The sequence below is a fragment of the Acinetobacter sp. LUNF3 genome, from assembly GCF_022699605.1.
Classification (GTDB): Bacteria; Pseudomonadota; Gammaproteobacteria; order Pseudomonadales; family Moraxellaceae; genus Acinetobacter; species Acinetobacter johnsonii.
Map to the genome: position 1 here is coordinate 920317 of NZ_CP093968.1, position 17912 is coordinate 938228.

15 protein-coding genes and 2 pseudogenes are annotated in these 17912 nt (G+C 40.1%); 12 read left to right on the plus strand and 5 right to left on the minus strand.

The window, feature by feature from the left end:
- The first annotated feature begins 2 nt into the window (after positions 1-2).
- Positions 3-1457 (plus strand): ribonuclease G, encoded by a 1455-nt coding sequence (gene rng / locus MN200_RS04470; RefSeq protein WP_004981336.1) that lies wholly within the window; start codon positions 3-5, stop codon positions 1455-1457.
- A 131-nt stretch (positions 1458-1588) separates the two neighbouring features.
- Positions 1589-1762, plus strand: coding sequence for a PA1571 family protein (locus MN200_RS04475; protein WP_242760145.1), 174 nt, complete (start codon positions 1589-1591; stop codon positions 1760-1762).
- Between the two features lie 42 nt (positions 1763-1804).
- Here the strand turns inward: MN200_RS04475 and MN200_RS04480 are convergent, their stop codons facing one another.
- Both MN200_RS04480 and MN200_RS04485 read right to left on the minus strand, forming a co-directional pair.
- Positions 1805-3184: a wax ester/triacylglycerol synthase family O-acyltransferase gene (locus MN200_RS04480; RefSeq protein WP_242760146.1), complete on the minus strand. Its 1380-nt coding sequence runs from the start codon at positions 3182-3184 to the stop codon at positions 1805-1807.
- Between the two features lie 163 nt (positions 3185-3347).
- Positions 3348-4082 carry a phosphoadenylyl-sulfate reductase gene (locus MN200_RS04485; protein ID WP_242760147.1) on the minus strand — a complete coding sequence of 245 codons (735 nt, stop codon included), beginning with the start codon at positions 4080-4082 and terminating at the stop codon, positions 3348-3350.
- A gap of 202 nt (positions 4083-4284) precedes the next feature.
- On the opposite strand from MN200_RS04485, the gene thrH reads away from it, so the two are divergent.
- Positions 4285-4902, plus strand: coding sequence for a bifunctional phosphoserine phosphatase/homoserine phosphotransferase ThrH (gene thrH, locus MN200_RS04490; RefSeq protein ID WP_062034400.1), 618 nt, complete (start codon positions 4285-4287; stop codon positions 4900-4902).
- A 78-nt stretch (positions 4903-4980) separates the two neighbouring features.
- Here the strand turns inward: thrH and MN200_RS04495 are convergent, their stop codons facing one another.
- Together MN200_RS04495 and MN200_RS04500 are read right to left on the minus strand one after the other, a co-directional pair.
- On the minus strand, positions 4981-6162 hold the full coding sequence (locus tag MN200_RS04495) for an outer membrane protein transport protein (RefSeq protein ID WP_242760148.1): 1182 nt from the start codon (positions 6160-6162) through the stop codon (positions 4981-4983).
- A gap of 288 nt (positions 6163-6450) precedes the next feature.
- A complete protein-coding gene (locus tag MN200_RS04500; RefSeq protein ID WP_205666997.1) occupies positions 6451-7746 on the minus strand; it encodes an outer membrane protein transport protein in 1296 nt (431 codons plus the stop codon).
- A 750-nt stretch (positions 7747-8496) separates the two neighbouring features.
- On the opposite strand from MN200_RS04500, the pseudogene MN200_RS04505 reads away from it, so the two are divergent.
- Positions 8497-8613, plus strand: a pseudogene (locus MN200_RS04505) (IS5/IS1182 family transposase); the annotation flags it as partial.
- Between the two features lie 30 nt (positions 8614-8643).
- On the opposite strand, the gene MN200_RS04510 reads toward MN200_RS04505, so the two are convergent.
- On the minus strand, positions 8644-9663 hold the full coding sequence (locus tag MN200_RS04510; RefSeq protein ID WP_242760149.1) for an AraC family transcriptional regulator: 1020 nt from the start codon (positions 9661-9663) through the stop codon (positions 8644-8646).
- Between the two features lie 153 nt (positions 9664-9816).
- Between MN200_RS04510 and MN200_RS04515 the strand changes: the two genes are divergently transcribed.
- From MN200_RS04515 to MN200_RS04550, 8 genes and pseudogenes are all read left to right on the plus strand, one after another.
- Positions 9817-11262, plus strand: a complete 1446-nt coding sequence (locus MN200_RS04515) for a coniferyl aldehyde dehydrogenase (RefSeq protein WP_242760150.1) — start codon at positions 9817-9819, stop codon at positions 11260-11262.
- A 114-nt stretch (positions 11263-11376) separates the two neighbouring features.
- The gene (locus MN200_RS04520) at positions 11377-13095 is read left to right on the plus strand and encodes a GMC family oxidoreductase (RefSeq protein WP_242760152.1); all 1719 of its coding nucleotides are present in this window, start codon (positions 11377-11379) and stop codon (positions 13093-13095) included.
- Positions 13096-13575: 480 nt separating this feature from the next.
- Complete coding sequence (gene arsC, locus MN200_RS04525; protein ID WP_242760154.1) at positions 13576-14010, plus strand: arsenate reductase (glutaredoxin); 435 nt, start codon at positions 13576-13578, stop codon at positions 14008-14010.
- A gap of 57 nt (positions 14011-14067) precedes the next feature.
- The gene (locus MN200_RS04530; protein ID WP_004981310.1) at positions 14068-14388 is read left to right on the plus strand and encodes a metalloregulator ArsR/SmtB family transcription factor; all 321 of its coding nucleotides are present in this window, start codon (positions 14068-14070) and stop codon (positions 14386-14388) included.
- Between the two features lie 6 nt (positions 14389-14394).
- A complete protein-coding gene (locus MN200_RS04535) occupies positions 14395-14868 on the plus strand; it encodes an arsenate reductase ArsC (protein WP_242760156.1) in 474 nt (157 codons plus the stop codon).
- Between the two features lie 7 nt (positions 14869-14875).
- The gene (gene arsB, locus MN200_RS04540; RefSeq protein WP_242760158.1) at positions 14876-15919 is read left to right on the plus strand and encodes an ACR3 family arsenite efflux transporter; all 1044 of its coding nucleotides are present in this window, start codon (positions 14876-14878) and stop codon (positions 15917-15919) included.
- Positions 15920-15924: 5 nt separating this feature from the next.
- Entirely contained in the window at positions 15925-16629 is a 705-nt protein-coding gene (gene arsH / locus MN200_RS04545; protein WP_242760159.1) for an arsenical resistance protein ArsH, read from the plus strand.
- Positions 16630-16783: 154 nt separating this feature from the next.
- Positions 16784-17851 (plus strand): annotated as a pseudogene (locus MN200_RS04550) (ArsO family NAD(P)H-dependent flavin-containing monooxygenase).
- Positions 17852-17912 lie beyond the last annotated feature (61 nt).

Here is a 17912-nt window from a genome sequence, read left to right on the forward strand (position 1 = left end):
TTATGTCTGACGAGTTATTAATTAACGTCACGCCTATGGAATGTCGCGTCGCGTTAATTGAAAACGGCACGGTCAATGAATTATTTATTGAGCGTACGGTGAAACGTGGTTTAGTAGGCAATATTTATAAAGGTAAAGTGGTGCGTGTTCTTCCGGGAATGCAGGCTGCTTTTGTCGATATTGGGCTGTCACGAACTGCTTTTTTACATATTAATGATATGGTTTGGTCACGTAATCAACCCACCCCCAATGTTTTTGAGCTCTTACAGCCGGGACAAATTCTTACCGTTCAAGTCATGAAAGATATGCTGGGCACCAAAGGGGCTCGGCTTTCAACTGATCTTTCCATTCCTTCGCGCTATTTAGTGATGATGCCTTATGGCAATCATACGGGTGTGTCTCAACGAATTGAGTCTGAAGCTGAGCGTGATCGTTTACGTTCGATGATTGAGCGTATTCAAGCGGAACATAAACTTCCGGGTTCAGTGATTGTTCGTACAGCTGCTGATGGGATTGCGGAAGCTGCCATTGCGCAAGACATGGCTTATTTGGCAAAACTTTGGGAATTTATTCAGCGCAAGCAAATCAGTATTGCGGTGCCATCGTTAATTTTTGAAGAACTGCCTTTACCCCAGCGAATTATTCGCGATCTTGCGAGTGAAAAGACCGCTAAAATTTCAGTCGATTCACGTGAAATTCATGGCAAGCTCCAAGAGTTCGTAGAAGAATTTGTCCCGAATATCAAAGAACGCCTTATTCATTATCCGGGTGAGCGGCCAATTTTTGACTTGTATAATGTCGAAGAAGACATTCAAAGAGCACTGCAGACGCGTGTTGCGTTGAAGTCTGGTGGTTATTTGATGATTGACCAGACTGAAGCTATGACGACTATTGATGTCAATACAGGGTCATATGTGGGTGGTCGTTCTTTAGAAGACACCGTGTTTAAAACCAATATGGAAGCGACACAGGTTATTGCGCGTCAGCTGAGACTACGCAATTTAGGCGGTATTATTATTATCGACTTTATTGACATGCAAGAGCAGGAGCATCGAACTGAGGTCATGACTCAGTTTGAACGGATGCTTGAGCAGGACCATGCAAAAACCAAAATTACACAGGTTTCTGAGTTAGGTTTAGTCGAAATGACGCGTAAACGTACACGTGAATCATTAGAACACTTATTATGTGAATCTTGTCCGACCTGTCAGGGACGGGGTTATGTGAAAACAGCTGAGTCTGTATGTTACGAAATCTTTCGAGAAATCATGAGATATACACGTGCGTATCAATCTCAGACTGGCTTTACTGTCGTTGCGCATCCATCAGTGATTGACCGTTTGTTAACTGCAGAAGCCCCAGCAGTCGCTGATTTAGAGCATTTCATTGGTCGTGTGATTAAATTTCAGGTGGAAAATTTATATACGCAAGAGCAATACGATATCATTCTGAGCTGAAATTGTAACAATATATGGTTAAATAGTTGTTACAACTGAAATTTTACTTTCGATCTTAGATTTTTAATACTAGAAACACGGAAATAGCCAAAGCTTATTCTCCCAAATAGGTTTAGCAAATGAGGTGTGATATGGGTGTTAGAGAAGCAATTATTCAACCTAGTTTGAAACATTTATTAGATGCGAAAGTAACGCATAATGCGTATATCGTGGATGATCAGGGTAAAGAAGTACAAATTACAACTGCCATGATTCGTACTGCATGTCATCAATTATTAAAACAATGTCGTACTATTCAAAAATAAGGGGCAGCAATTGCCCCTTAATTGTTTTGATGGATTGGCGTATCAATCCACGATTTTATTGACCCCTTCAGGTGCATCAATAATCTGTTCAAAACGCTGAATTTCATCTTCCAAGTGCTGCAATAAGTTTTGCATTTTGGGTAAGGCTTGACGACAAGCGGTTAAACCAACTTCAAGTTTATCTAAATAACTGGTCATGGTGATGTTGAGTGCCTGACCATCTAAAATGATTGAGGCAGGGTATAGCGCATCGAGTCGTGCCCCGTTCCAATACAATGGTTCACGTGGGCCAGGAACATTTGAAATTACCAGATTAAATGCTTGGCGCTTAGGCAGTAAGCCTGAGGCAATGTTGAGACCAGCCGCGCTATAAACAAACGCACTATAGTTTAGAATTTGGTTTGAGTTCATGCGTTTGAACTTTTCTTTGGCATTTTGCACACTACGACGAACAATTGCGAGGCGCTCTAGTGGATCTTCTTTATGCGTGCCTAAATTTGCCAGAATCATGGTGATACGATTCGACATAGATGAATCATCATCGCGAACAGATGCAGGTACCATGGCAATTAAAGGCTTTTTAGGAAGTGCGTCTTGGGATAAAAGATATTCACGCAAGGCACCTGAACAAATCGCCAGTACGATGTCATTAATCGTGACTCCCAAACTTTTAGAAATATGACGTAAACGGTCAAACTCAAAAGACTGTGCTGCAAAACGGCGGGAGGAGCTAACCCGCTGGTTCAGAATAGAGCTGGGTGCTTGGAAGCTTGAAACATAATCAGGATTACGTCCCATATCTTTCATGATTGTTTGTGACAACTCATACATGACACGTGGTGTTGACTCAAGCTGGCCCATTACGCCATTCATTATTTTCTTAAAGCGACTAACATTCGGTTCTTTTAAACGCTTCGCACGAGGGCCTTCAACACACCATGGTGGCACAATACTCTTTGCGTTTGGATCTTGTGATAATGATTTTTCCACCAAACGCATACCCGCGATACCATCCACCATCGCATGGTGAATTTTGAAGTACATCGCAAAACGATTCCCTTCAATCCCTTCAATGATATGACACGTCCATAACGGTTTAGCACGGTCAATTAAACTACTGTGTTCTTGTGAAATATAGGTGAGCAGTTCAAGAATACGCCCCGGTTGTGGGAGTGCGATATGACGAAAATGGTGATCAAGATCAAACTCTTCATCTTTATCCCAAAATAAACCGTTGAGTTTGTTGTTAAATGGAGGAATAGGAATGGATTTGGAGTTACGAATATCTGCAACTAAATTTTGAATGAAGCTGGCAGGTGCATTTTCAGGAATTTGGAATAAGAATAATCCACCGACATGCATGGGTTGCTGGCGTTTTTCAAGTGATAAAAAAATAAAGTCAATCGGATGTAATGGACGCATAGTCTGGATTGCCTCCCTGCAATATCTGACCGCTCCTATATGAGCAATCTTGTTAGAATTATAGAACTTAAAGCTAGTATATCGATTTTTTTTTAACAATGGGAGCGCTTTGTGTGTATCCATTGGTTGCGAAAAAACCACTGCTTTGCAGTGGTTTTGATCTTTACTTTTTCAAATTACCTGCATGTAGGCCACATTCTTTGTGTGTCGCTTCCTCCCACCACCAACGTCCTTCACGTTCATGTTGGTTTGGTAACACTGGACGCGTACATGGTTCACAGCCAATAGAAATAAAACCGCGCTCATGCAATGGATTATAAGGCACTTCCATCATGCGAATGTAGCTCCACACATCGGCACTGGACCAGTTGGCAAGAGGATTGTATTTAATCAATTGTTTGCCTTCGCCTGAAAAGCCTGCATCTGCTTGAATAACTGAAATCTCAGTTCGTGTGCCTGGGCTTTGGTCTTTACGTTGACCCGTAATCCAACCATCTAAAGTCGCTAATTTTTTACGTAAAGGCTGAACTTTACGGATACCACAACACTCTTTATGATCATCTTGATAAAAGCTGAATAAACCTTTTTCATTGATCAGTTGTTGAACGGCATCTGCTTCTGGGAAGCAAATTTCGATATTAATGTTGTAGTGTTTACGCACAGTTTCGATAAATTGATAGGTTTCTGCATGTAAACGTCCTGTGTCTAAGCTAAAGACACGAAAAGGTTTACCTAAGTTAGCAGCCATATCAATAAGTACGACATCTTCTGCACCTGAAAACGAGATGGCAATTTCACCCGTTTGATTCAGTGCAAGTGCTAAAATTTCACTTGGTGATTTGTCTGCATATTCAGCTGCGAGAGCATCAACAAGATCAATAGTTGGAATGGTTGTCATGAGTATCCTGGCAATAGGCTTGGAATCTAACAAGACCTATATTACGTTATTTGCTGTGTATTTTAATAGAGTTGAAATAAGCCACTTATCACTAAAAAATAAATGCTTATGAAAAAAATAGATTTAAAAAACAGCAATGCATTAGACAAATATTAAGCTATGATAGTTCAAAATTTTTCCACGTAAATAAAAGGGAGTATTCATGGAAGTTGTTTGCCTTGATCTAGAAGGGGTGTTAGTTCCAGAGATTTGGATTAACTTTGCTAAAAAAACAGGCATTAAAGCGCTTGAAGCAACCACACGTGATATTCCTGATTATGATGTGCTCATGACGCAGCGTTTGAATATATTAAAAGAACATGGTTTAGGTTTAAATGATATTCAAGAAGTCATTGCTGAGATGGGCCCATTTCCAGGCGCAAAAGAATTTGTTGAATGGTTACGTACACATTTTCAGCTGATTATTTTGTCAGACACTTTCTATGAGTTTGCGCACCCATTAATGAAACAGCTGGGCTGGCCAACGATTTTTTGTCATAAGTTAGAGACTGATGAAAAGGGTATGATTACAACCTATAAGCTGCGCCAACCTGACCAAAAACGTGAAGCAGTTAAAGCATTGCATGGACTAAATTACCGTGTGATTGCCGCAGGTGATTCTTATAATGACACCACTATGCTGGGTGAAGCGGATAAAGGTTTTTTGTTTGATGCACCAGAAAACGTGATTAAAGAATTCCCACAATTCCCTGCAATTCATGGTTATGAAGCTTTAAAAGAGGCAATTCGTAATGCCTCAGTTCGTGATATTCCGGCTTAAAACAAACAGCTATATCTACGAAAACAAAAAGGCGCATCTCAATAGATGCGCCTTTTTTGTTGGATATAGTGCTACGGTTTAGAATTTATAACCAAATTTTAAACCATAAGCGATAGCATCATTATCGCTGAAGTCGCCAACAACTGTACCGCCAGTTTGAGCTTTTGCATCACCCAACCAGAAGTATTTTACACCTGCTTGTACGAAATAGTTTTCAGCTGGGCTGTATTGACCACCTAAACCTACGCTCCAGAAGCCTTCAACAGGGCCTAAAGTGGTTACAGGGTTACCTGCGCCAGAATCCCAACCTACAGATGCAGAACCAGACCATTTGCTAGTAAATTTATGACCTACACCAACGGTTGCAGAAATTTGATCATCTGAGTAGTCAATTAAGTTCTGAGCCTTACCTTTAGCGAGTTTACTGGCACTTGCTAAAGCTGCTGGGCTTACTGCAAACTGATCCCAATGTACCCAACGTACATTAGCAAAAGCTAAAGTATCTTTTGCAATACCTGTTTGAAAATCAAGATTAACCGATTGAGGTGTTACTACCTCAGTTTGGCTACTAATAGAGCGTAAATCGATTCCGCTTGGTAATGTTGGTAAATAGTTTGGTGGAATATAAACATTTGAAGTTTCTGTAGTATCTAATTCATGTTTAATTTCAGAGCGATACGTGATCGCTGCTTTTAGTGCAATTTCAGGGATTTGGTAAGCTGCACCAGCTAACCAACCAAATGCATCGTCTTCTTTTAGGTCAATGTTGTAGCCAGAAAGTAATGAGTAGGCTGTACCGCGTAAAGATACATTACCTTTAACTGTTTGGTAAACAGGACCTGCGTAGATGTTCCAGTTTTCGGTTGGTTGGTAACCTACAATTAATGAAAGATTATTGGTGCGTACTTTTACACTTGTTCCTTCAGTACTATCACCAAAAGCGCCTAGATCTGATGAATATTGTGAGTCAGCACCATAAGGTTGGTCATAAAGTAAACCGAAAGAAAAATGGTCGGTTGCTTGAACTTTAAGTGCAGCAGATGGGAAATAATAGTCATCTGCCATATCGCTCACTGAATTGCCACTTAAATCTTTACCTTTAACAGTTGGATCCAAAACAGAAATACCTGCTTCTGCATAATTGCCTGATTGTAAAAATGCAGAAATTGACTGACCAGAACGATCTAAGCCTGCTGCCAATACAAGACTGGTTGGAAGAGTGGAGAGTAATATAGCTGTGCTAATAAATGATAATTTCATGAATATTCGATCCCTGAAAGCCAAAATGGCAAAAAAAAAGTGTGTGAAAAATAACATAATAAAAAAAGAGTAAATACTCAGTTTTTTGTTGGGAACTATAATGTGACTATAATTTGTTTGCTTTATAGGCTATATGTTTTCTATGTTAATGATTTAAAAATGAATTATAAGAATGAAGAATTTATGAGTTTTAAACGACTGTTTGTTTTATAATTATACAAATAATTTACACTTGTATAGAAAATAAAAAAGACTGCATGTGCAGTCTTTTTTATTTTATGGCTTATTTTAGAATTTATAACCCATTTTTAAGCCGTACGCGATTGCATCATTGTTTTTAAAGTCAGCCACATAACCTGGTGTGTTGAACTGAGAGCCTGACTGGCCTTTTGCATCACCTAACCAGAAATATTTCACTCCACCCGCGATGAACGTTGCTGGGGTAGGGCTGTATTGAACACCCAGGCCAAGGTTCCAGTAACCTTCCGTTGGACCAAATGTGGTCACAGGATTACCTGCACCAGAGTCCCAGCCTACAGAGACATTACCCGCCCATTGATCATTTAACTTACGTCCAACACCTACTGTTGCAGAAATTTGGTCGTCAGTATATGCAACAAGATCAAATTCAGACTTTCCTGTTTGTGCTTGTATAGCTGCACTTTTACTTGCTAAGCCAAATTTATAAGGTTGAATAGAGAAGCTTGACCAATCAACCCAACGAACATTAGCAAAAGCAACAGTATTTGCCATGATGCCTGTCTGGAAGTCTAGGTTTACAGATTGTGGGGTCGTGATATCTGTATTTAGTGAAGGTGCTGCATTTAACCCCGCTAATAGACCAGCTGAATTAAAACTTTCTTTAACATTTACAGAGTGTTCAATTTCAGAGCGATAAGTCACAGATGCTTTTAATGCAATATCAGGAATTTGAAAAGCCGCTCCAGCTAACCAACCAATATCACCAGTTTCTTTAATGCTGGCATTATAGCCACCAAAAGTAGCATTGCCACCGTATGCTAAACCACGAAGTTGAACATCACCTTTAATTGTTTGATAAACAGGACCTGCATAAAAATTAAAATTTTCAGTTGGTTGGTAGCCAAAAAGCATTGAAATACTTTGTGATTTAACCTCTGCAGAAGTACCTTCTGTGCCATTGTGAAAAGCACCTTGATTACCTAACGGAGCTAATGGGCCTGGTAAGGCAGTAGTTTTTTGAGTACCAGTACTATACTCAACCTCGGCACCAAATGGTTGGTCGTAAATTAAACCAAAAGAGAAGTTATCTGTAACTTGTAGTTTTAGTGCGGCGCTAGGGAAGTAGTAGTCCCCTGTCATTTCTCCTACGCTAGTATTTTGTAATCCAGCTGAACTAGCAGGAAGGGCAGCATTTGGAGTATACCCATTACGTACCTTACCAGAAACGTTTGGATCTAATACAGAAATACCTGCTTCAAAATAGTTACCAGGTTGCAAGAATGCAGAGATTGACTGACCTGAACGATCTAGAGCAGCGGCAAATGCCCCGGTCATTGGTACAGTTGCTAAAATCATTGCTGTCGTTAATGTCTTTAATTTCATTCTACGTCTTTCCTTGAGGTGCAAATGCAAATGTTTGTTGCTCATTTTGTGTTTATGTTTTTTGGCTTTTGGAGAAGTCGGTTAACCGAAATCATTTGTTACTCCATGTGACAAAAATAGCACAATTAAAATAAGAGTAAATACTCTAGATATAACTAATCAGTTCAAAAAGTAATCACAATAGAGTTTTTATACTAAAAATATACATTTATACAACCTAAGTTAATGAAAAATATAAATATATAATTTGAAATATAAAATTTATTTTTTGGTTAAAAATTACTCAATTAAGTGTGGTAATAAATCTTTTTTGTGATGCTTATCACGGTTTTTTTTACTGCTTTATAATACAAAATTATATTTTGTAGATCATTTATCGATTATTTTTATTTAGAAGATCGAGCTATTGTTTTTACATGATTAATATGGTCTACAGCAGCAATGATAATTGTTGCGGATATATTGCGTTGTGTTATAAAAAAACATATAAATTTGAATCAAATGTTAATAACAAAAATCTTTAGTTTTAAATATAGATGAATGAAGATAGGTGGTCATTAAGCGGTGCAATCAGCACTCTATCTTGGCTTAAATAAGTTATCGTTTTGTTATACTGTTAAAAGCATAATTTATTAAAAAATTTAGAGTTTTAGTTTGCTATCGCTCTACTGTGAACCATAAATGATTAGAAGGATGGGCTTTGTTGTACAAACCTATTCTTAAAGCCATCTTTAGCAATATAATTTCCGAATGAAGAAGCCAGCACCTAAAATTGACCGTACAAGCAATTGCTCCTCATATAACCGAGTTCTCATTAATCGTGGAAATATTGCCATTTGGTTTGATCTTGAAACTCAGAGGTATGCTCATTATTGAACAAAGTAGCAAAACCAGAAGTCATACAATATGGCTTCGACTTTTGTCTCTTAACTCGGTTGGAGGAACGCCAAACCAGCTTTTAAAGTTGCGACTGAAAATAGATAACTCTGCATAGCCCAACTGTAGAGCAATATCTGTCAAATTCACATTGCCTGCATCAAGCATACGAAGCGCTTCTTTTTTTCGGACATTTTCAAGTATATCTCGATAGGTTGTTCCTTGCATTTTTAAAGCGCGCTGAAGCTTTTTCGGATGCATGCCCATACACAGCGCGATATTTTCAATGCTGCAGTCTCCTGTCGCCATCAGCATGCGGACTGAACTCTCTATGAGTGCGGTATTGTCTTCAGTTTTGGTGCTGCTTTGTGTTTCAAGCTGCTGTACGATCAGCTGATTGATGGCATCTTCATTAAAATTATAGGGTTTATAGCTTAAAAAGCTTGCAGGAAAATAAAGTGCATCTTCATCGGTTTCAAACTCTACCTGACATGAAAAATGTGCTTGGAAAGTTTGAGCACCTTTTTGTGGTGCTTTTTGCTTGAAGCAAATTTTTTCTGCATGCCACTGCGGGCCAATCAAATCTTTTAAAATATTCGCGACAAGGCAAATGGCCAGTTGTGATTTTTGTGGTACATCGGTGTTGTATTCACTTAAACGCACAAAGTTCAGCTTACAGAGCAGAGCATTATGTTGCGAGACGTGGAAGACAATGCCTTCAGCATGTAAATAGACATATTTTTGCGCCACGCTTAAGGCTTCAAGTATGGTCGTTTGTCGGGACATATAGACGCCAATCAAACCGATTGTGCTAATATTTTGGAGTGCACCGAGTTTTAAACCGAAGCAATCATTCTGACAAGCTAAGGCCGCTTTTTCCAATAAATTTAAATAATGATCATAATGAATAAATGAATCTGGATCACGGAGTAAAGCAGGTAAAATCCCGATCTCTTTCAAGATTTCTATAGGGTTTACGCCATAACTACGGACTAAGTCTTCAAAACCGCCGAGGCTGGCTGCACGAATATAACTTCCCATTACAACATTCCGTGTTGTCCTAAAAGATCAATTTAGTGTCCTAAAAAGTCAAGCATAATTCAAGTCATTTGTTAAAGTAGGATAAGAGATTATCTCAACCAACATAGAAAAGAAGTATTGAATCACCATTTTTAGCCGTGAAAGGAAAAGCATATGCAACTTACGGTTCAGTCTCATATCGAGCAAACAGTGATAGAACAGACATTACAGGATTGTTTTCAATTACAGCGCAAAAGCTTTCATCAACAAGGCATTGAAACGATTGCGCAACGTAAGCAACATTTACTGAATTTAAAAGCATTGATTAACGATCACCGTGAAGCAATTATTGACGCCTTGAATCGTGATTATGGCAATCGTTCACGCCATGAAACCTTATTGGCAGAAATTATTACTGTCACGGATGACATTAACGGCAGCATCAAACACTTGAAACAGTGGACTAAAGTACAAAAAAGACATGTCGATCATAGCTTGTATTTTGGTGCGAAGAACCGCGTAATTCCTCAGCCACTGGGGGTGATTGGAATTATTGTGCCGTGGAATTTTCCCATCAATTTGATGTTTTCACAGTTGTCGGCCGTGTTTGCTGCGGGAAATACGGCTATGGTTAAAATGTCTGAAAATTCAAGACATTTGGCTGAATTGCTGATGGAGTTAAGCCCCAAATATTTTAAAGCGGAAAAATTACAGATTTTCGATGAGACTGGTGAAGTAGGCATCGCATTTTCAAAATTGCCGTTTGACCACCTGATGTTTACTGGCTCTGGTGCGACAGGGCGTAAAGTCATGGCTGCTGCTGCACCAAACTTGACGCCAGTGACTTTGGAGCTGGGTGGTAAATCTCCTGCAGTGATTGACCCTGAATACCCGATTGAGAAAGCTGTAGAACGCATTATGTTTGTGAAACAGTTTAATGCGGGGCAAATTTGTACCAATGTCGATTATTTATTTGTACATGAGTCGAAGTTACAAGCGTTTATTCAAGCCGCGGCAGCGTGGGTTCAGGAACATGTGCCTGATATTCATAGCAAAGATTATACTTCTGTGATTGATGAGCGCGCATTTCAGCGCTTAGTGCATAGCTTGGCAGATGCTGAAGCCAAAGGGGCCAGTTTGATTAATTTAAATCAGCAAGAGCCAGATGCTGCGACACGAAAATTCCCACTGACTTTGGTGCTAAACAGCAATGATGAGATGGAAATTGATACGCGTGAAACCTTTGGCCCGATCTTGATGGTCAAAACCTACCAGAAGCCTGAAGAGGTAGTGGACTATATTGTGCAGCGTGATCGTCCCTTGGCCTTTTATCCATTTAGCAATAATAAAAGCTTAGTCGAATTTTATATCAGCAGAGTTATGTCGGGCGGGGTTTCGGTCAATGATGCCTTATTTCATGTCGGGCAGCATGACTTGCCATTTGGTGGGGTCGGCGCCAGCGGGATGGGGCACTATCATGGCTATGAAGGCTTTTTGACTTTTTCTAAAATGCGCCCTGTATTTTATCAGGCGGGTTTTTCGAGTTTGAAGTTTCTCGCGCCACCGTATGGAAAATTTGCTAATTGGCTGTTGAATTTATTGATTCGCATGAAGTCATAAGCGCTTAAATTTTAAAACCTCAAAATCACTTTTCACTTCAAGATGGGTATTTTGAAGTGAAGGGGTTGGTGTGTTTAAAAACAGAAAAATAAAACTATTAAAGGAGTTAATAGGATGAAGAATAAAGATTTTGATTTTGATCAAATCGTGATTGGCTCAGGCTTTGGTGGATCGGTCAGTGCTTTACGCCTCAGTGAAAAAGGCTATAAAGTCCTGATTTTGGAGAAAGGCTTACGCCGTGAAGACAAGGATTTTCCAACCACCAATTTAGACACCAAAAACTATTTGTGGCGACCTGAACTGGGATTCAGAGGTACGATGCAATTTACTTTCACCAGTAAAACCACCATTTTGCACGGGGTAGGCGTTGGTGGGGGCTCACAAATTTATGCCAATGTACATTTAATTCCACCTGATGCTGTTTTTGAGTCTGAGGCGTGGACCAAGATTCGTAAAGACTGGAAAGAAACCTTAAAGCCGTTTTATGGTCTCGCTCAACGTATGTTGGGTACAGCGAATAATACTTATACCAATATTGCAGATGACACGTTAAAAGAAGTTGCGAGTGAAATTGGATATGCAGACTCTTTTAAAACGGTCAACACAGGGGTATTCTTTTCGCAAGCAGCTGGTCAGGAAGGTCAATTAGCGAAAGACCCGTATTTTAATGGAGAGGGGCCAGATCGTAACTCCTGTATTTATTGTGGCGCTTGTATGTTGGGGTGTCGCAGTAATGCCAAAAATACCCTTATGAAAAATTACTTGTATTTTGCTGAACGTAATGGCGTTGAAATTCGTCCAAGTTCTGAAGTGGTGAAAATTACACCACTGAATGAAGATGGTAGCGCAGGTTACGAAGTAATAGTCAAAGAAACCCTTGGGAAACAAGTTCGTCAGTATAGTTTACGCAGTCGTGGGGTAGTGTTATCTGCGGGGGTAATGGGCACAGTACCATTGCTATTAAAAATGCGTGATCAGCATAAGACTTTACCCAATATTTCTTCTTTGCTGGGACAGGAAGTTCGGACGAATTCGGAAACCCTGACCACAGTGAACAACACTGGAAAAAAACTGGATGATGGGGTGGCAATCAGCTCTTTTATTTCAGTCGATGCAGATACCAATATCGAGGTCACACGGTTCCCTGAAGGCGCAGATGCTTCATGGATTTATATTCCATATGTGCCGATGGTGACTGGTCAGGGCTTTATGCGCTTTATGAAGTTTGTGTTCAACACTTTAATACATCCCTTAAAAACCTTTAAAGTACTAAGTTATAAGGGTAAAGCCAAAGATTCGATCATTTTATTGGTAATGCAAAAGTCTGAAGCATTCATTCATTTTGAATGGCGTAGAAAGTGGTATCGACTGTTCCAGAATAGTATTACTGCCGTGCAAAAAGAAGGGGATACGCCACTCACAGTTTCATTCCCTGCGGCTGAAGAAGCCACTAAAATGATTGCACAAAAGTTGGGTGGAGAGCCAGGTTCTGCACTTACTGAAATTCTACTGGGAACGCCAACGACAGCACATATTATGAGTGGTGTCGCGATGGGTAATGACAAGTCGAATGGCGTTGTGGACTTCACTGGTCAAGTCTTTGGTTATCAAAATTTACGCGTATTAGATGGTTCGATTGTACCTGGAAATTTAGGTGTGAATCCCTCACTGACCATTACCGCACTGTCTGAATTTGCGATGAGTCAAATCCCAGTGTTCTCCGCAGAGCGGGCAGCAAAGATTCAGCGTATTGAATTTAGTCAGCCTTTGGAGGGACAGGTGTCTGACTTGAAGGGCAGTGGGGATTTAGCCAGTGCATTAAGCAATGCTTAAAAAAAGTGGATATGGTTTGGGCTGGTGATGGTGCCTAATACGGCAAATTAGACAGCCCAAGCAATACAATCTTGAGATCATTATCCTTCTAACGCTGTATGACAGCGTTAGAGGGCGTTACTGATTTGATAGGCTATGATTCAAAAATTCCTAAGCTAAGAAGAGAGCGAAAAGCTGTCTTACCTTGTTACCGATTAATTGGGCGGGCATTACTGAGTCTATTCATAGACCCAAAAGCCATGGTTTATTTTTTCTTGTTATAAAATATGACAAGTAAAATCAAAATAATAACTAAGATCAAAGTAATCATGACTGTTTCCATAGCTTGACCTCTAAATCTTGGATTTTATCTAATTTTAACACGCTCATTCGATCATTATATATTCAAAAAAGATCATTTTATATTCTTTAAATATGGAGTTGCATATATATGATTATTCATATATAAGTATATATAAAGATTCAATTGAGTTTGAGCAAATGTCTGCTACTCCAAAAGTTAAGATTTATCACAACCCTGAATGTGGTACATCACGCAATACATTGGCGTTAATTCGTAATGCCAATATTGAACCTGAAATCATTGAATATCTTGTCAATCCTCCATCTACAAGTGAGCTCATTCAGCTGATTGCGGATGCAGGTTTAACGGTGAGAGAAGCGATTCGTAAGAATGTTGATGCTTATCATGATCTAGAGCTAGAACGTGATGATTGGATGGATGAACAGCTTTTAGATTTTATGCTTCAGCATCCAATTTTGATTAACCGTCCATTCGTGGTGACTGAATTAGGAACTCGTTTAAGTCGTCCGTCAGAACTAGTTTTAGAAATTTTACCACTCCCACAAAAGGGTGCTTTCACTAAAGAAGACGGTGAACAAGTACTTGATGCAAATGGGCAGCGATTGAAATAAAAATTTCATGGATATATGTGAATATTGATATATCCATATGTCAGAGTGAGTGAAAGTATGGATCAAATCAATTTCTTTAAATGTTTGGCTGATGAAACGCGATTCAACATCGTCATGTTGGTTCTTGGAAATAATGAACAGTGTGTTTGTGATTTGACTGAAAAACTACAACTCAGCCAACCCAAGATTTCACGGCATTTAGCCTTATTACGCTCTTCTGGTCTTTTACAAGATCGACGTCAAGGACAATGGGTCTATTACAGTCTCAATCCCAATTTACCTACTTGGTGTATAGACGTACTTAATACCCTTAAAAATGCTGATTTACAGCCAAAAGTTGCTCCATCATTTCAACAAATCAATAGTTATTGCGAGTAGAACAATATGAAATTCCTTTTTTTGTGTACTGGAAATAGTTGCCGTAGCATCCTGTCAGAAGTGCTGTTTAATAGTCGTGCCCCAGAGGGTTGGAAAGCATACAGTGCAGGTAGTAAGCCATCAGGGCAAGTACATCCACTGACCATAGAAACTTTAGAAAATCTAGGTCTTTCAACAGATGGTTTGTGGAGTAAAACCATTGATGATTGTGAACAATTCCAACCTGATGTGGTGATTACGGTTTGTGATTCAGCCGCTCAGGAAGCATGTCCGCTCTATTTAGGTGGTGCGATTAAAGCACATTGGGGTTTAGTAGATCCATCACACTTGGATTTACCCAAAGAAGAAAAACTCAAAGCATTCCAAGTTACCGTTGATCATATCAACCGTCGCTTAGATGCATTGTTGGCACTCGATACAGCGCATATGTCTCGTCCTGAGTTGATAGCCGCGATCAATCAAATTTCGCATATTGAATGAGATCATCATGGCTCAACAAAGATTATCCTTTCTAGATCGTAACCTCACGCTTTGGATTTTTATTGCCATGGCGTTAGGCATTGCGATCGGTGTGTTCTTTCCACAAGCCTCAGTGGCTTTGGACAAAATGAGTGTGGATTCAGTCAATATTCCGATTGCGATCGGTTTGATTCTGATGATGTATCCACCTTTGGCAAAAGTGGACTATGCTGCTTTGCCACAGGTGTTTAAAGATAAGAAAACGCTGACACTCTCCTTAGTACAAAACTGGCTTATTGCACCTGTTTTGATGTTTGCCTTAGCCATTATTTTTCTACATAGCTATCCAGAGTATATGACAGGCTTAATCCTGATAGGACTGGCTCGTTGTATTGCGATGGTCTTGGTGTGGAACGGTTTGGCCTGTGGGGATAACCAATATGTTGCTGCATTGGTGGCCTTTAACAGTATCTTCCAAATTTTATTTTTCAGTACCTATGCTTGGTTGTTCTTGACCTTCTTACCACCTTATTTTGGTGTTGCAGGGCAAGTGATCAATGTCGATTTCTGGACGATTACCCATGCGGTACTGGTGTATTTGGGAATTCCATTTTTCCTTGGCTTTATGACGCGATTCACTCTAGTGAAAGCTAAAGGTTTGGATTGGTATCAACATGTCTTTTTACCGAAGATCGGTCCGCTGAGTCTGTTGGCTTTATTATTCACGATTGTGGCGATGTTTAGCCTGAAAGGAAACGATGTGGTGAGCTTGCCACTCGATGTCTTGCGTATTGCCATTCCATTGACCATTTACTTTATCGTGATGTTCTTCATCAGCTTCTTCATGAGCAAATGGATGGGGAACGATTATCCTAAAACCACAGCCATTTCTTTTACTGCTGCGGGAAATAATTTTGAATTGGCGCTGGCTGTAGCCATTGCAACTTTTGGTTTAGCTTCACCTGTGGCGTTTACTACTGTAATTGGTCCACTGGTTGAAGTACCAGTGTTGATTGCTTTAGTCAGTGTGTCTTTGTGGCTTAGAAAAAAGTTTTTTAAAGCAGAGGTGTAATTTCTATGACTCTCCAAAATGTAGATATGAATCTTCTCGATCAGCCGACTTTAGAAAAAGTACAGGCCAAAGCGCTAGATCATCCACCCCGTATTTTGCTGCTGTATGGTTCAAACCGTGAGCGTTCATACAGCCGTTTGGCTGTAATGGAAGCAGGACGTATCTTGGAGCAGTTTGGTGCCGAAGTAAAAATCTTTCATCCTAAAGGGCTGCCTTTACCTGAAGATGCGGACACTGAGCATCCCAAAGTTAAAGAGTTGCATGATCTACTCGCATGGGCAGAAGGGATGGTATGGTGTTCGCCGGAACGTCATGGCTCCATGAGTTCAATTTTTAAATCACAAATTGATTGGATTCCACTGGCAGGTGGTGCGATTCGTGCAACCCAAGGCAAGACTTTGGCGCTCATGCAAGTCAGTGGTGGTTCGCAGTCTTTTAATAGCTTAAACCAGATGCGTATTTTAGGCCGCTGGATGCGCATGATCACCATTCCAAACCAATCGTCTATTCCCAAAGCTTTTTTAGAGTTTGAAGAAGATGGACGAATGAAACCTTCAGCCTTTTATGATCGAATTGTCGATGTTATGGAGGAGCTGTATAAATTCACGCTACTGACGCGTGGGCAAAGTCAGTACCTTACAGACCGCTATTCAGAGCGAAAAGAGTCGGCAGAAGAATTATCTAAGCGTGTCAATCAACGGAGTTTATAAACTCTAGATGATCAAAGATGTTGAAAAGTAGCTTGTGTAATTGAAAAGTCCAATTACAGATTTGATCAGTTTTTAAAAGTCACTTAGTTTGTTGAATAGACTGGGCTTTTTTAATTATGAATATGGCTTCACTATAATCAAGAGGAGAGATGCTTTGGCACAACTACAAGCACAAGTCGATGTGGTTATTATTGGTGGTGGTCAGTCGGCACTTGCTACAGCTTATTTTCTCAAACGTAAAAAAGTTCCATTTGTGATTTTAGATGATCAATCGCAGGCGGGCGGTGCATGGCTGCATGCTTGGCAGTCGCTACATCTTTTTTCACCGCATACATGGAGTTCGTTGTCGGGTTGGATGATGCCAACGACTGAACACACCTACCCAACGCGAAATGAAGTGATCGAGTATTTGTTGGCATACGAGCAACGCTATCAATTTCCGACCATTCGGCCAGTCCATGTCGATCATATTGAACAAAACGATGGCTATTTAGATGTGTATGCTGGCGAACAATATTGGCGAGCTAAAGCGGTGGTCAGTGCAACAGGTACATGGAGCCAGCCTCATATTCCTAATGATATTGGACGTGAAAAATTTAAAGGAATACAGCTTCATTCAGCGGACTATGTCAATGCAACACCTTTTAAGAATAAGAAAATCATCGTTGTCGGTGGTGGAAACTCAGGCGCGCAAATTCTTGCCGAAGTTTCAAAAGTGGCAGAAACGACTTGGGTCACGACGACAGCACCAGCATTTTTATCAGATGATGTTGATGGGTGAGTCTTGTTTCTTCGTGCAACGGAGCGTTTAAAAGCACAACAGGAAGGTCGGAGTTTGGAACAGCTCGCAGGTGGGTTGGGAGATATTGTCATGATTGACAGTGTCAAAGAGGCAAGAACACGAGGAGTTTTGCACAGTCGAGAGCCTTTTGTAGCATTTGCTGAGCATTCGGTTATTTGGGCTGATGGTTCAACACAAGTGGTAGATGCTGTCATTTGGTGTACAGGATTTAACCCTGCACTTAATCATTTAAGAGGTCTTAGTGTGGTAGAGCCTGATCAAACGGTTGCTGTTCATAATGGGCGTTCAATGAAACTAAATAATTTATGGTTGGTTGGCTATGGTGAATGGACAGGCATGGCATCGGCGACTTTAATTGGAGTGTCCAGAACAGCAAGAGCTGCGGCTGATGAAATTGCTGCCTACTTGACTGGTGCTTAAACCTATAAGTTTAAAGGGATGCATAGACAGGTTTCATGCATGAACGATTCGATTTGATTCG

Bases quoted from the DNA above. Each gene is read 5' to 3' on its own strand.
- rng (WP_004981336.1), top strand. From the start codon at position 3: ATGTCTGACGAGTTATTAATTAACGTCACGCCTATGGAATGTCGCGTC.
- MN200_RS04475 (WP_242760145.1), top strand. From the start codon at position 1,589: ATGGGTGTTAGAGAAGCAATTATTCAACCTAGTTTGAAACATTTATTA.
- MN200_RS04480 (WP_242760146.1), bottom strand. From the start codon at position 3,184: ATGCGTCCATTACATCCGATTGACTTTATTTTTTTATCACTTGAAAAA.
- MN200_RS04485 (WP_242760147.1), bottom strand. From the start codon at position 4,082: ATGACAACCATTCCAACTATTGATCTTGTTGATGCTCTCGCAGCTGAA.
- thrH (WP_062034400.1), top strand. From the start codon at position 4,285: ATGGAAGTTGTTTGCCTTGATCTAGAAGGGGTGTTAGTTCCAGAGATT.
- MN200_RS04495 (WP_242760148.1), bottom strand. From the start codon at position 6,162: ATGAAATTATCATTTATTAGCACAGCTATATTACTCTCCACTCTTCCA.
- MN200_RS04500 (WP_205666997.1), bottom strand. From the start codon at position 7,746: ATGAAATTAAAGACATTAACGACAGCAATGATTTTAGCAACTGTACCA.
- MN200_RS04510 (WP_242760149.1), bottom strand. From the start codon at position 9,663: ATGGGAAGTTATATTCGTGCAGCCAGCCTCGGCGGTTTTGAAGACTTA.
- MN200_RS04515 (WP_242760150.1), top strand. From the start codon at position 9,817: ATGCAACTTACGGTTCAGTCTCATATCGAGCAAACAGTGATAGAACAG.
- MN200_RS04520 (WP_242760152.1), top strand. From the start codon at position 11,377: ATGAAGAATAAAGATTTTGATTTTGATCAAATCGTGATTGGCTCAGGC.
- arsC (WP_242760154.1), top strand. From the start codon at position 13,576: ATGTCTGCTACTCCAAAAGTTAAGATTTATCACAACCCTGAATGTGGT.
- MN200_RS04530 (WP_004981310.1), top strand. From the start codon at position 14,068: ATGGATCAAATCAATTTCTTTAAATGTTTGGCTGATGAAACGCGATTC.
- MN200_RS04535 (WP_242760156.1), top strand. From the start codon at position 14,395: ATGAAATTCCTTTTTTTGTGTACTGGAAATAGTTGCCGTAGCATCCTG.
- arsB (WP_242760158.1), top strand. From the start codon at position 14,876: ATGGCTCAACAAAGATTATCCTTTCTAGATCGTAACCTCACGCTTTGG.
- arsH (WP_242760159.1), top strand. From the start codon at position 15,925: ATGACTCTCCAAAATGTAGATATGAATCTTCTCGATCAGCCGACTTTA.